General features: G+C 46.1%; 11 protein-coding genes and 1 riboswitch. Of the genes, 6 read left to right on the forward strand and 5 right to left on the reverse strand.

Annotation, left to right across the window (positions count from 1 at the left end):
• The first annotated feature begins 59 nt into the window (after positions 1–59).
• From BQ7394_RS12185 to BQ7394_RS12200, 4 genes are all read left to right on the forward strand, one after another.
• On the forward strand, positions 60–1,739 hold the full coding sequence (locus BQ7394_RS12185; protein ID WP_075557687.1) for an AAA family ATPase: 1,680 nt from the start codon (positions 60–62) through the stop codon (positions 1,737–1,739).
• 85 nt (positions 1,740–1,824) lie between these two features.
• Positions 1,825–3,567 carry an Lcl domain-containing protein gene (locus BQ7394_RS12190; protein WP_082211876.1) on the forward strand — a complete coding sequence of 581 codons (1,743 nt, stop codon included), beginning with the start codon at positions 1,825–1,827 and terminating at the stop codon, positions 3,565–3,567.
• A 172-nt stretch (positions 3,568–3,739) separates the two neighbouring features.
• Positions 3,740–6,025, forward strand: coding sequence for an FISUMP domain-containing protein (locus tag BQ7394_RS12195; protein ID WP_075557689.1), 2,286 nt, complete (start codon positions 3,740–3,742; stop codon positions 6,023–6,025).
• A 34-nt stretch (positions 6,026–6,059) separates the two neighbouring features.
• Positions 6,060–6,338 carry an HU family DNA-binding protein gene (locus tag BQ7394_RS12200; RefSeq protein WP_075557690.1) on the forward strand — a complete coding sequence of 93 codons (279 nt, stop codon included), beginning with the start codon at positions 6,060–6,062 and terminating at the stop codon, positions 6,336–6,338.
• Between the two features lie 49 nt (positions 6,339–6,387).
• On the opposite strand, the gene BQ7394_RS12205 is transcribed toward BQ7394_RS12200, so the two are convergent.
• From BQ7394_RS12205 to BQ7394_RS12220, 4 genes are all read right to left on the reverse strand, one after another.
• On the reverse strand, positions 6,388–7,065 hold the full coding sequence (locus BQ7394_RS12205; protein WP_075557691.1) for a hypothetical protein: 678 nt from the start codon (positions 7,063–7,065) through the stop codon (positions 6,388–6,390).
• 102 nt (positions 7,066–7,167) lie between these two features.
• Positions 7,168–8,166 carry an ABC transporter ATP-binding protein gene (locus BQ7394_RS12210; protein WP_075560003.1) on the reverse strand — a complete coding sequence of 333 codons (999 nt, stop codon included), beginning with the start codon at positions 8,164–8,166 and terminating at the stop codon, positions 7,168–7,170.
• A gap of 2 nt (positions 8,167–8,168) precedes the next feature.
• On the reverse strand, positions 8,169–9,206 hold the full coding sequence (locus BQ7394_RS12215; RefSeq protein WP_075557692.1) for an iron ABC transporter permease: 1,038 nt from the start codon (positions 9,204–9,206) through the stop codon (positions 8,169–8,171).
• 9 nt (positions 9,207–9,215) lie between these two features.
• On the reverse strand, positions 9,216–10,376 hold the full coding sequence (locus BQ7394_RS12220) for an ABC transporter substrate-binding protein (RefSeq protein WP_075560004.1): 1,161 nt from the start codon (positions 10,374–10,376) through the stop codon (positions 9,216–9,218).
• A gap of 49 nt (positions 10,377–10,425) precedes the next feature.
• Positions 10,426–10,629, reverse strand: a riboswitch (cobalamin riboswitch).
• 137 nt (positions 10,630–10,766) lie between these two features.
• Here BQ7394_RS12220 and BQ7394_RS12225 point away from each other — a divergent pair.
• The gene (locus BQ7394_RS12225; RefSeq protein WP_075557693.1) at positions 10,767–11,465 is read left to right on the forward strand and encodes a precorrin-2 C(20)-methyltransferase; all 699 of its coding nucleotides are present in this window, start codon (positions 10,767–10,769) and stop codon (positions 11,463–11,465) included.
• Positions 11,466–11,550: 85 nt separating this feature from the next.
• On the opposite strand, the gene BQ7394_RS12230 is transcribed toward BQ7394_RS12225, so the two are convergent.
• Positions 11,551–12,003 (reverse strand): hypothetical protein, encoded by a 453-nt coding sequence (locus BQ7394_RS12230; RefSeq protein ID WP_075557694.1) that lies wholly within the window; start codon positions 12,001–12,003, stop codon positions 11,551–11,553.
• A 392-nt stretch (positions 12,004–12,395) separates the two neighbouring features.
• Between BQ7394_RS12230 and BQ7394_RS12235 the strand changes: the two genes are divergently transcribed.
• Positions 12,396–14,063 (forward strand): formate--tetrahydrofolate ligase, encoded by a 1,668-nt coding sequence (locus BQ7394_RS12235; protein ID WP_075557695.1) that lies wholly within the window; start codon positions 12,396–12,398, stop codon positions 14,061–14,063.
• Positions 14,064–14,069 lie beyond the last annotated feature (6 nt).

A 14,069-nucleotide genomic window follows, 5' to 3' on the forward strand; every position in this document is an offset into this window, starting at 1 on the left:
CTCATTATTTATCGGTTAATTATTTTATCTTTGTAAGACCTTTTTAAAACAGGACAATTATGGATAGAAAAAAGTTACCGATAGGCATCAGCGATTACAAGCTGATGATCAGCGAAGATTATTATTACGTGGATAAGACAGACTTTATCCGCCAGATAGTAGAAGACGGGAGCCTGATCACCCTGTTGCCGCGTCCGCGCCGCTTCGGTAAGACGCTCAACCTTTCTACGCTACGTTACTTCTTCGAGAAGACGGAAGGTAATGCATATCGTCCGCTGTTTAAAGGGAAAAGTATCGAAAGATGGAAAGATTTCGATAAGTATCAGGGGAAATATCCGGTGATAATGATTACGCTGAAAGATTGCAAGGCAGATACTTTTGAAGGGGTATTGGAGAAAATTGCCGGTGAACTGGCTACCGAATTCGAACGCCATGATTATCTTCTCGACAATCTGGAGATAAGACCTGTTCCCAAAGCGGTGTTTGAGGCTGTCTATCACGGGCAAGCTACACAAAACCAGTTAGAAACAGCTTTGAAGATTTTATCGGAACTGCTTACTTCCTACTGGGGTATGCCTCCGCTTGTCCTGCTAGACGAATACGACACTCCCATACACGTAGCCTTCGATAAAGGCTACTATGACAGGATGATCGGATTTATGCGCAACTTTATGAGTACCGTGTTCAAAGACAATACGGATATTTTCCGCGGCGTAATCACGGGGATTCTCAGGGTAAGCAAGGAGTCAATATTCAGCGGACTGAATAATATAGACGTAGATACTATTCTTGAAACTCCGATGTGTACTTCCTTTGGTTTTACGCAAGAAGAGACAGATCGGATGCTCGATGATTACTCGTTGGGTGACCGGAAAAAGGAGGTGAAAGAATGGTACAACGGCTACCTGTTTGGCGGCGAGACTGTTTACAACCCCTGGTCGGTGCTTTCCTACATTAACAAAGGTGGCGTATTGGCCCCCTACTGGGTAAACACCGGTTCCGACGTCTTGTTACGCCATCTGCTGGCCGACGGCCCCGCACAGATACGCGACGGTGTGGAAGCCTTGATACAAGGCGATACGATCCGTAGCGTGATAAACGACAAACTGGCTTTTCCGGATCTGCTAGCCAAGCCGGTCAACATCTGGTCGTTCATGCTTTTCAGCGGTTACCTGAAAGCTACTGATCCGGTCTTGCTCAGTAACAGTCTGACTGAATACGAACTGGAGGTTCCCAACCGAGAAGTTTCCACCGTATTCTCGACAATTATCCAAAGCTGGATAGACGGAGGCCCGGTAAAAAACGACCGTCTCGAACGAATGCTGCAAGCGCTGCGTATCGGAGATATCGAATACTTCGAAGAGCTACTGAATGACTTTTTGGTAAATTCGCTATCTTACTATGACACCTCCGGACGTGATCCGGAAAAGGTCTATCAGGCGTTTATGCTCGGCCTGCTGGCAGGTATGTCCGATTACGAGATCAGCAGCAACCGTGAGGCTGGTTTCGGGCGTTACGATATCATGCTACGACCGAAAAACGGACAGGGGCAGGCCATTATTATGGAACTCAAGCGGCTACGACCGAAAGAGACGGTCGAACAAGCACTCGCCTCGGCTCTGGAACAGATCGAAAACAAGCAATATGCTGTAACCTTACAGGCCGCCGGCTTCACCGATATTCTCCGGATGGCCATCACATTCGATGGCAAACAAGTCTGGATAAAAACAGTGAACTAATTCAGCTGTCAACTGTCAACTACTTTTGTCAATCACATTCATGTCAATTACAATAGTTTATTATTAACCATGTAATTGATATAAAATGAAACTAGTATTAAAACAATTTCTCCTCTCAACAGCGATCCTGTTGACAGGAGTCGCTTGTACAAGCGAAAACCATGAAGGATTGCCGGGCAATCCTTCATCTCCGTCTGACGGGGATGACCCGACCCGAAGGGAGGTCGTTGTCACTCTCAGAAACCAGTTGTCGCTGGCTAAAGGGACGAAAGCAGGCGAAATCGCCACAGTAGAGGAAAACAAGATCGCCTCACTCGATGTCTACGCATTCGGTTCGGACACAGAAGACGGTACCTACACCCTGCAGGAACGCTTCGCCTATCGAGAAAACCCAGATGACCTGCCCGCAACAGCGACACCCATCGACCTCGAACAGCCAGGCGACGGCAAAGAAGCTTCCGTCAGTCTCAAACTGCAAAAAGGACTCTTCGTAAAACTCTATGCAGTAGCAAACCAGCCGGAATTGGTAGACCCGACCGGAACAATCGGTCAAGGCACAACAGTCGGAACTACAGGAAAAGTGATGCAGGACGGCGACTTCAAACCGCTATCCCTCACCACTCCGGGACAGGCGGGTACAACCGTCCAGACAGTCGGCGTCCCTACAGAAACAGAGTTTCTGACATTCCACAGTCTGTTGCTCGACGCTGCCACACCTGCCGATGTGTTGGTATCGCCCCTCCCTATGTCGGGAGCCTACACCATCCCGCTCGACCTGACAGACTTCGAGTCTTTTTCACACTTGCAGGCTGGTTTCAAACTGACGCGCACCGTCGCCCGTTTCGATGTCGTGAACAACGCTGCCGACAGCCGATTCACCATCACCGGTATTTCGATGGGGAACGCACGTCGCGGAACGACTTTCTTCCCGACGAAGCCGTTCGGTACAACTCCAGCAGACCCGGCAGACCTTATCACACTACCGGCACGTACCTTCACCGGACTAACGAATGCCAATGCAGGTGTTACCGCTTCCGCTTTCTACTCCTATCCCAGCCCACAGGCGGACAACGGATATATCATACTCGAAGGAACATACAGGATGAACGAAACAGACCCCGAAAAAACAGTGTCTTACCAAATTCCTTTCAAACAGGAGGTAAACGGCACAGGCTCCCATATCGAAGTGAACCCGAATCATCGTTACACGATTACCATATCGAAAGCAGACGATTATCATATCGACTTCGACCTCACCGTTGCCGACTGGTCGGATGCAGGCGACGATCTCGACGGGTTCGAACCACCGGTACCGCCGACGGTAACATTCTCTGTTACGGTTAATCAGGACTTAGTGGATGCTTATAAGAGTGCTCACTCTAATCTTACTTCGTATCCTCCATTTAATTATGATGGTGGGACGGTTACTGGCACATTGGGCAGTGATTATAAAGGCGTCTCTTCAACTGCTACAATATCTACTCCTTATACTGTTGAGGTGGAGGCGACTCAGAGTGCTTCTACATATATATATAACGATAGTTCAGCCAAGAATTACTGTACGGCAAAAGGAACTGGTTGGCGTTTGCCTACAAATATCGAGTTGTTTGCTATGTGGACAAAGTGTAAGGGAACAAATACGAATGCAACGGATGACGAGGCGGCCTCAACATCGCTCGGTGCTAAGTTCACCAGCAATTGGTACTGGAGTAGTTCGGTCTCCAATGGTGCCAACGATAGCCGTTGCATTCTGAACTTCAACTATGGCAGTTTAGTTGACGACCACACGAACACCAGTAGCTGTGTTCGCTGTGTCCGGGATATCTAACAATTTATCAATTTAAAACCCAAAGACCGCCGTAAGGATAACTATAGTAACAATGAAATCGGTTGTTCCATTTGATTGAGTTGATTATTTCTTAATATCCGTCGTAAAGCGGGTTGATTTTAGTCTAACAAGTAATAAAAGGTATAATGAACCTGAATTAACACATAATAAAATGAATATAAAACTAAAGAACATATTACTGCTCCCGGCACTCGCCATCGCCTGTACGGGATGCAACAACGACCCCGTCGACGGTGAAATATCCTTGACAGGAGCAGCCAACGAAATACAGTTGGTTATCGCAGGCAACGGCGAAGGTGTAGACTACACGAAAGCCATCGCCTCAGAAAGTGAAAACAAGATAGAGAACCTCGATGTCTATATCTTTGCCTCTGACGCACAGACAGGTACATACAGATACCTCGACAAATGGGAAAGCGCTGCGGCAAACGACAAAGTACAGAATAAGTTTCTCCTGCAAGCATCCGGTTCCGAATGGAACGCTTCGATCTTCCCCACTGAAGTAGCAGGTTACCCTTATCTGAAACTCTTCCTCGTGGCAAACCGCGAAGACGATCTCTATCAGGAAAACGGAGCGACCGCACTGACACTTACCCCATTCACTAGTAGCGACAATTTTGATGCCGCCACCGACGAAGCAGCCTTCCTACAATCGTACACAAAGGCACTTACTGCAGAAAAGGTTTTGTACCCGTCATTATTAATGACCGGTAACGGCACAACAAAGATGCTGGGAACCGTCTCGAACGTAAAGATCGAACTCAAACGTGTCGTTGCCCGTTTCGATATCGACAACACCGCACGCACCTCCAACCTGACCATCCAGTCTATCGCCCTCAAACAGGGACGCAAGACAGGTACACTTTGGAGTAGCGGCACACTGACACCGATAGTCGATGCAGATCTGGCCACCTCTCCCCTTCTGATGGAATACAAAGAGGTGGATTACACCGCCTTAGCGAATGCCAATACAGGAGTAACAGAAAGTGCCATCTACACCTACCCCACACTCGATACCGACAAGGCCAGCCTGATTATCAAAGGGACATATCACGACCCGGTAACCAACAGCGATAAACCGGCTACCTATACCGTCCCCCTTCAAAAGACGGACGGTGCTACGGGCACCACTGCCGACATCGCCATCCTACGCAACAACCGCTACAAACTGCGTATCATCGACGTCACCAGCACCACAATGGCTGCCGCCTTCGAAATCGAAGACTGGACAAGCAGCGGTGGTATCATCGTTAAGCCGGAACCACCGGTATTACCGATAACATTCACCGCAGATGGTGCCGATGTAGCGGAAGTCGGAGACGACAAAATACGTGTAGATGTGGACGGCGGTACATTCACCTTGACAGTCTCCCATATCAACAACAAGCCGGTCACCATCGAAACCACTCCCGAATACGAGCCGACCTATGGTGACGGCAATAACAACTGGATCACGATCGCTCCTGTCACAAGGGCTACTGCTACCGATGATACAAAAACAATCACCATCGCAGCAAACAGCAGCATAGATACGGATCAAAGACCGCATGAAGTCCACATCGGCTACATCACTGTCAAATGGGGAGATACAGCAGAGGAACAAATGAAACTGGAAATCTACCGAGGAGCTTCAATAGTGACTTATTTGGATCCGAATGCCGGACAAACAGTACGCTTTGCAGCCGTAAAAATGAAGGATGACAGGTATTGGGCACCTATCAATGTAGGGGCAAAAACGGCAAAGAACAAAGCGATCAGAGATGAAAATACAGACATCACAAATGATGTAGGTAAACTATTCCAATGGGGACGTTCGCAAGGGCTGAATGCGACAAACAATGCAGCGATTTGTACCGAAGAGGCCAATCTCGGAGATCTAGGTCACCCGACAAGGGAAGATCTTGTTGATATGAGTAAATGGAATGGAAAGTTCATCAACGGTGACGGTACTCTATACAACAACTGGTTGCAGATCAATGGTGACGGTCAGCCAAATCCTCCAGATCCAGGGAAATATGTAGAAGCTTCCTGGTGCCTACAACTCTGGAACGCCAACAATGGAAAGGATAATGCCAATCCTGTTAAGGGAGCTCACGATCCTTGTCCTGCAGGCTGGCGTGTTCCGACTGATTCTGAATGGGAAGATTTAGGTGTATCATCCGATTCAAATCCATCCGGTGCGACCTGGGATGATGTAAATAATCGCACAATCATTCCTGGAAAAGAAAACGGAAAGAACCTTATCTTGCCTGCCGCGGGCTGTCGCGAGTGCTATAACGGACAATCCGATACGCAGGGCACCTATGGCTATTACTGGCAATCTTTAGCTACCAGCCAAGAAGTCTACTACGTAACCGTCAATAATAACAGCAAGCCCCTCGGTTGGCACTCAAACTCGGCAACCTCTGCCTTCTCGGTGCGCTGTATCCAGGAATAACCGTTCGGTCATTACTAACAAAAACAAATTTGATATGAATAAAGCAGATATGGTTAAAGAGTTATCCTCCCGGCTCGGTTGTACACAGACCGAAAGCCTCCATATAATCAATACGTGGCAGGAGGTAATCAGGGACAACCTGAGTCAGGGGAATAATATCGTACTTCAGGGATTCGGCTCCTTTGCCTGCTGGCAACAGACAGAACGATTGGGCCGCAATCCACGAACCGGCAAATCCTGCATGATCCCTTCACGCGTTAGCGTCAAGTTCAAACCGGGAAAGTTTTTATTACAATGTCTGAACAAAAAGTAACCTTGTAGAAATGAGGGCGAGACCTATTGATGTCTTGCCCTCATTATTTTTATTCCAGCGTAATCTCCTTGCTTTGAATATAGGAAACATTCAGCTGGCCCCCGGCATTTCCGTTACTCTCCTGCAAAGGATGAGTTTTTGCACGGCTGAGCGACAAGCTTCCTTTAGCAGGTAAAGAGGAATTACCGAAATTGATGTTGATGGATTTACTGCCTTCAGTACGGCTAAACACGTTATATGATCCTCCGACGTAAGTGACCCGCACCTCGACCAGTTCATCCTTTCCTACCGGATCTCCCTCCCAGGTAAGCGTAGTCGTACCTGTTATTTTGGCTGAAGTAAAAGACTCGGGGATAGCGATCGGCTTCACGTCGTTTATGGAAGCGACATTTGTATAGATACTGTCTTTTGCCCGCGTAAAGACAAAAGTCATATCATCCAATCCGGAGAATGAATAAGTATAAAAATAAGTACCTACATTGTCAAACTCCGGAGTCTTACCATTGATTGTAATGGAAGCCGGACCGTTCAATCTGATATTAATGCCGGCACTATCCAGTTTATTGAAATTAGCTCCGACACGCGTCGTATTATTGGTCACATCGTAAGCGACACCCAGATTCTGATAAAAGGGAACATCCGCATCGATATCGGGAGCGTCATCATTATCACAGGAGGTAAATGCCCATGCAGAGACGAGAAAGGCAAACAAGAAATACTTTTTCATGACGTTTAATATTTTGAATTACCTCTATATAACAAACGAAATGAGAAAAGTTTATCCTGTTAACATATTTCAGTTGACAGTTGACAAGTGACAGTTGACAGATTACAGAGATAACAATAATTCTTCGATGGAAGCAACCTGTCGCTGCTGCCCGTTCGAAAAATAAAGGGTGATGGCAGATGTTGCGGTATCACCGGCATCGATCCAGCTCTCCGATTCTATTTCGGAACCGGCATAAATGCCGTTTCGCAAAAGAGCCTTACGCACCATTGCATATTTCTGGCCGTCACCGACAAGACGGATTTTCTTATCGTATTGGTTGTCGATACGGAACAATCCGGTTTCCATATCGAAGACAATCCCTTTACGGGCAAAGAAACCGCTCAGAGAACCACTCAATGCCAGGTCTTCGGGTGTACCGGTACTGATCCCTTTCTCCCTATCCATCAGCCAGATCTTATCGGCTATCTGAAGGGCCAGTTCGAGATCGTGAGTGGAAAGGAAAATCGTTTTATTGGTGGAACGGGTAAGGCTATGCAACAATTGCATGATCTCGACTTTACTGGGAAAATCGAGAAAAGCCGTCGGTTCATCGAGAAAGATAACAGGTGTCTCCTGCGCCAGCGCTTTGGCGATCATGACCTTCTGCCGTTCACCGTCGGAAAGGGTGTGCACCATGCGTGAAGCAAGGTTCTCGATACGGACCAGGGAGATAGATTCTTCTACGATCTGCTTGTCTTCTTTCCCTAACCGTCCCCAAAAACCGGTGTACGGACTGCGTCCCATCCCGATCAATTCCCGGACAGTCATGTTACGTATCTCACACTTATCTGTCAGTACCACTCCCACTATAGTGCTAAGCTCCTTATCACTATAGTCCTGTATATCGCGGGACAGTAGTGCTATTTCGCCGGATATACGAGGCTGAAAAGCGGACAAGGTACGTAATAAAGTAGACTTCCCGACGCCATTGGCTCCCAATAGACAGGTTAATTCGCCACTGTAGATTGTTGTCGTTATATGGCTAGCTACCAGCTTTGTATCATTCTTGGAATGATAGCCGATAGAGAGATCGTTTATCTGAATAGTTGCCTCTTTCATACTCATTCGTTCAGTTCGTTTTTACGTCTGCGGAATAATACGGAAGCAACGACCGGAGCACCGACCAATGCGGTTACCGAGTTGACCGGCAAAGCTCCCTCGAATCCCGGCATACGTGCAATCAGGTTACAAGCCAATGCCAGGGCTGCCCCCACAAATAAGACACCGGGCATCAGTATGCGATGATCGGAGGTCTGGAAAATGGCACGGCAAAGATGAGGAACAGCAAGTCCCAGGAAGACGATCGGACCACAGTAAGCGGTCACGATAGCAGTCAATACACCGGCAGAGGTGATAACGAGCAGGCGTGCCCGTTTGATATTCAGTCCCAGGTTACGGGCATAACCGTCGCCGAGAAGCATCAGGTTTAATGTCTTTATCAATAGAAATGAAAGAGGGATCAGGATAGCCATAATCGCTACAAAAAGCATCATCTGATTACCGGAGACACGTGAGAAGCTTCCCAGCCCCCAGATTACATAAGCACGGATATCTTCTTCCACACTAAAGAATTTCAACACACCGATCACGGCATTTGCCACATAACCGATCATCACTCCGATAATCAATAGTGTCACATTCCCTTTTACCTTCTGCGAGACATAAACGATCAGTGCCATGACAGACAAGGAACCGACTATGGCCGCAATGGATAAGGCAATCTCTCCCATAAAGCCCAGCTTACTCAACGCCACGCCTCCCAGGCTTCCACTCAGTAAGACAACGAAAGCGACTCCCATACTTGCACCGGAGCTGATACCCAACACAGAAGGTCCCGCCAAAGGGTTACGGAATACGGTTTGCATCTGAAGCCCGCTGATCGCTAATCCGGCTCCGGCTACTAATGCCGTCAAGGCTTGCGGAAAGCGTGATTTCCAGATAATATTCTGCCAGGTGACCGGTTCGTCTCCATTGCCGCAGATGATATTCCAAACCGAATGGAAGGGAATCGAAACAGATCCCAACACCAGATTCAGAAACAACAACACGACGATCGAGACAAGGATCAAAAGCATCAGGATAGTATTAGAATACTTCATCGTCCCTATTTATTTAAGTAAATCATAATAGACAGGCGTGTGATCCGGCAGCAGATTCGGATGAAAGATATGCAATAAATCGCCCAATACAACCTCCGGCTCAGTCGGCATGCTCTCGTAAAAAGGTTTCTCCCGCATATTACAGTAGATCACTCCTTTTTCCTTGAAGGCACGGAAGTCTGCATAACGGGGATCCTGATCTTTCAGGGATTTATAAGTATATGTTCCCGGATAGCTGTTTACGATACGCCAGTAATCGGCTTCATCGGCCTGGTTATAGACGGTCTCGAAGTCGAGCGTCACACCGCCGGAACGATCGTCGTCTTTCAAAAAGTAATCAGCGCCGGCATCTTTGAAAAGCTGTGCAAGGAAACTCTTTCCTCCTACTGCATACCAGTTGCCACCATGTATTTCGCCACTGAACACGATAGGACGTTTCTGTACTTTACCTTCGGCAGTCAGCTCTTTCAGTTCGTTGTAGCGGTTCTCTATAGCTGAGAATTTCTCATTGGCTTCCTGCTCTATCCCGAGTAACAGACCGACAAACTTAATCCATTCAGCCTGTCCCAGTGGTGTCATTTCTTTATATCCCAGATGAGGAATCAGAGGAATACCGATATCTTTCATCGTCTCGTATCCGCCACGTTTAAAGGGAGAGATCAGGATCAGGTCGGGATTGATACTCATAATCACTTCATTATCGAAATTACCTTCGATCCCGATCTTCGCTGTCTTTCCTTCCTTCAACTGATTATTGATAGTCTTATTAAACAGATGGCGTGTACTCGTGATACCGACTACCTTATCCTCCGCTCCCAACTTAATGAAATTGGAGAGTTGCAGGGAGGTCATACAAATGGCACTACGCACAGGTGTTTCGATCACCGTATAATCGGCAGGAATACCTTCCGGCTTCGTCCCACGGGGAACCAATGCATACAGGAAATGCGTGCTTTCTTCATTCTGCGGGTCATGTATATCCATCAGGACATAACCGTCGGCATAAGTCAACTGAAAACCTTCGGCATACTTTGGCGCTACCTGAACCCGGTTATCCGTCATAGTCGTTTGCTGCGAAGAAACATTCTCTTTCTCCTGCTGATTTCCTTTTGATGCACACGATGTAGCCAATAGCGTAACCAGGCAACAACCTACTAAATACTTGTTCATATTCATATTGTTTTTTATCCGACACAAACCGTCCAAACCCACGAGGACAATCGTTATGCAAAAAATGGCAGGTCTTCTGACTTACTTCCATCCCGAATGCCTTCCCGATCGCAAAGACCAGTGGCAAAAGGTATTATCAGGATGTTTATAAAGCTTCACAGCAGCGTGGACTGTCCGGGATTTACACCCGGTTCCCTTTTAATCTGTCTCCGTGAACAGGAGTTTTACAGAACCGATTTCGAGCGCAAAAGTAATAAGAAAAACTGAACCATTCGCATACGGAACTGTTATTTACTGAGAATGTCGCTTCACCCCTGATATTGTTCAGTAGTTTATTTGGAGACTTCCGTTATTTTAAGCACTTTTGCCCTCCGAATAAAACAAGAGCAAATGACACATCCTATCAGCTTCGTTTCATTAGGTCCCGGAGAACCGGAACTTATCACTGTAAAAGGGCTTAAACAACTTCAGCAGGCAGATATAATCTATTGCCCGGCTACCCGGAATAAGCAGGGAGATTCTCTTTCACGTGCGGCAGATATCGTGCGTGCTTTAGATATAAATGAAATTGCCATCCAATGCTTTATGCTTCCTATGAGTAAAGACCGTACAGAAGCTTGGAAGGCCTACGATAGTTTATACAATGAGGCTGTGGCAAACCATGCAATAGGTAAACGGATTGTCATCGTTGCCGAAGGGGATGCTGGTTTCTATTCATCCATACAATACATATACGACAAACTTACAGACACTGGGATCGCTGTACAGCGTATTGCCGGGATTCCGGCTTTTATTGCAGCAGGAGCCTTAGCTGGGTTGCATATTGTCAAACAGGAAGAACAGATCGTTGTCATTCCCGGAACACCTTCTACCGAAGAGTTGAGTGAAAAAATACATGCCGGATATGTAATCGTCATTATGAAACTGTCACAATGTGTGGAAGCCGTACACGACTGTATCCGGAAGCATCCGCAGACACAGTTCCATTACTTTGAAAATGTGGGAACAGAAAAAGAATATTATACTTCCGATAAGAAGATTATAGCGGATAAAGTGTACCCCTATTTTTCATTGATGATCATACAATAATCCCCATCATAAGCCTAAAACAGAGTAGTTCTGGGAAATGACGGGGATATTAAAGGTAAAATCTATCGATATTGTATTGCAAAAACTATACTGATTCTATAATGTTACTCAAACGGTTCATATGATACCGGAGTGACTGAACAGATTCCCAGTTCTGGTGCCCTGACTTACACAACTCACGCGCACTTACCAACACACCTGAAATATGACTACTGATCTCTTCGATCTTTTTATTCGTTTCATTATAAAGAGATTCAACTTCTTCCGGTGAATATATGGAAGCAGATTGTGCCAACGATTCAAGCAATTCCATCTGGTAAACACCAGCCTTCGGGATCAAATTGCGGACGGCATAATGATGAAGATCCTGGATTTCCTTCTGCTTGGTTGTATCCCAACCTACATTACTCGTACTAACCGAAGGACTCATCTTTGAAAACATATGAATCCCCAAACAATCTGCAATTGTTCTTATCCATGATCCTGTTTCTACCTCTTTTGAAGCTACACCTGCCAAACTAAATCTCATTGTTGTCATAATCAAATCTCCTTAATTACATAAACCGAAGTTTTTAAAATCGCTACACACTTTCTTTTTATCACCCTAAGCCTGCTGTTTATTATATTTTGCTATCGTGACGACACAAAATTAATCAATTTGTTATACACAACAATCTATTATCCATATTTTATAATTCTTTAAGAGCAAAACTATCTAAATGCATTATTTTTGCCAACTAAAGATGACAAATACATCAAAAAGTACCACTTTAAGATGACAAAGATTTGTTTCCATTCTTCTTTTAGCATCTTTTATCAATATGACAGCAATATAATATCTCCACTCCCACCGGAAACCTTTCATTGTGACATTTTGTTATTTAATTAAAAATAATATACTTTTGTTCCTTCTTAAACTTACATAAGCACATGAAATCGGATATAGAAATTGCAAGAGAAGTTTCCCTTCGCAAAATAAAGGAAGTTGCTACAGGATTAGGCATTCCGCGCGAGGAAGTTCAGAACTATGGTCGTTACATCGCCAAAGTGCCTCTCCATCTCATCGATGAAGAAAAAATCAAAGAACATAACCTGATCCTGGTTACAGCTATCACTCCTACCAAAGCTGGAATCGGGAAGACAACGGTTTCTATCGGCCTTGCCCTCGGTCTGAACAAGATCGGTAAAAAGGCAGTTGCAGCCCTGCGTGAACCTTCATTAGGTCCGTGTTTCGGTATGAAAGGTGGAGCAGCCGGAGGTGGCTATGCCCAGGTGTTGCCGATGGAAAACATCAACTTACACTTTACCGGAGATTTCCATGCCGTAACTTCTGCTCACAATATGATCACAGCGTTGTTGGATAACTATATTTATCAGACACGCAATACCTGTGAAGGATTGAAAGAGATCAAATGGAAACGCGTACTCGACGTGAACGACCGCAGCCTGCGTAATATTGTATCCGGATTGGGTGGTTCTGCCAACGGTATCCCGACCGAAACAGGATTCGATATCACTCCTGCTTCCGAAATGATGGCAATCCTTTGCTTGGCTACCGACCTGGAAGATTTAAAACGTCGCATCGGTAATATCCTGCTGGGATATACTTACGATGATCAACCGTTCACAGTAAACGATCTGGGAGTTGCCGGAGCGATCACTGTATTGCTGAAAGATGCATTGCTGCCTAACCTGGTACAGACAACGGAAAATACACCTGCATTCGTTCATGGTGGTCCGTTCGCCAACATCGCACACGGATGTAATTCGATAATCGCTACTAAGATGGCTCTTACTTACGGTGACTATGTTATTACGGAGGCTGGTTTCGGTGCCGATCTGGGTGCAGAAAAGTTCTTCGATATCAAATGTCGTAAAGCGGGCTTAACTCCGAAACTGACAGTTATCGTTGCTACTGCACAGAGTTTGAAGCTGCACGGCGGCGTTCCTGAGGCACAGATCAAGGAACAGAATATCGAAGGCCTGCGTAACGGTTTCGCCAACCTCGACAAACATGTGTCTAACATGAAACGTTTCGGCCAGGAAGTGATCGTAACTTTCAACCGTTATGCAACCGATACGGATGAAGAAATCGCATTAGTAGCCGAGCATTGCAAGGAACTGGGTGTTGGTTTTGCCATGAACAGTGTATTCGCAGAAGGCGGCGAAGGTGGTGTGGAACTGGCTAAACTGGTTGTAGACACGATCGAAAACAAACCGTCGGCTCCACTGAAACTAGTGTATGAAAATACAGATCCGGTACGCGAAAAGATCAAAAAGGTATCTAAAGAGATTTATGGTGCAGCCTCGGTAACATATACAACGCTTGCCGACAAGAAGATCAAACAGATCGAAAGCCTGGGTATCTCCCACTATCCTATCTGTATCGCAAAAACTCAATATTCATTCTCTTCCGATCCAAAAGCATACGGTGTCGCCAAAGATTTTGAATTGAAAGTACGTGACGTTATCATCAACAATGGTGCCGAAATGATCGTTGTTGTCATGGGTGAAATCATGCGTATGCCGGGACTCCCCAAAGACCCACAGGCAAAACGGATCGATATCGTAAACGGATTGGTAGAAGGATTGAGCTGATCATTC

Source organism: Parabacteroides timonensis, assembly GCF_900128505.1.
In the GTDB taxonomy this organism is placed as follows: Bacteria; Bacteroidota; Bacteroidia; order Bacteroidales; family Tannerellaceae; genus Parabacteroides; species Parabacteroides timonensis.

Excerpts from the sequence above, each read along its gene's own strand:
- BQ7394_RS12185 (WP_075557687.1), top strand. The coding sequence starts at position 60 with ATGGATAGAAAAAAGTTACCGATAGGCATCAGCGATTACAAGCTGATG.
- BQ7394_RS12190 (WP_082211876.1), top strand. The coding sequence starts at position 1,825 with ATGAAACTAGTATTAAAACAATTTCTCCTCTCAACAGCGATCCTGTTG.
- BQ7394_RS12195 (WP_075557689.1), top strand. The coding sequence starts at position 3,740 with ATGAATATAAAACTAAAGAACATATTACTGCTCCCGGCACTCGCCATC.
- BQ7394_RS12200 (WP_075557690.1), top strand. The coding sequence starts at position 6,060 with ATGAATAAAGCAGATATGGTTAAAGAGTTATCCTCCCGGCTCGGTTGT.
- BQ7394_RS12205 (WP_075557691.1), bottom strand. The coding sequence starts at position 7,065 with ATGAAAAAGTATTTCTTGTTTGCCTTTCTCGTCTCTGCATGGGCATTT.
- BQ7394_RS12210 (WP_075560003.1), bottom strand. The coding sequence starts at position 8,166 with ATGAAAGAGGCAACTATTCAGATAAACGATCTCTCTATCGGCTATCAT.
- BQ7394_RS12215 (WP_075557692.1), bottom strand. The coding sequence starts at position 9,206 with ATGAAGTATTCTAATACTATCCTGATGCTTTTGATCCTTGTCTCGATC.
- BQ7394_RS12220 (WP_075560004.1), bottom strand. The coding sequence starts at position 10,376 with ATGAACAAGTATTTAGTAGGTTGTTGCCTGGTTACGCTATTGGCTACA.
- BQ7394_RS12225 (WP_075557693.1), top strand. The coding sequence starts at position 10,767 with ATGACACATCCTATCAGCTTCGTTTCATTAGGTCCCGGAGAACCGGAA.
- BQ7394_RS12230 (WP_075557694.1), bottom strand. The coding sequence starts at position 12,003 with ATGACAACAATGAGATTTAGTTTGGCAGGTGTAGCTTCAAAAGAGGTA.
- BQ7394_RS12235 (WP_075557695.1), top strand. The coding sequence starts at position 12,396 with ATGAAATCGGATATAGAAATTGCAAGAGAAGTTTCCCTTCGCAAAATA.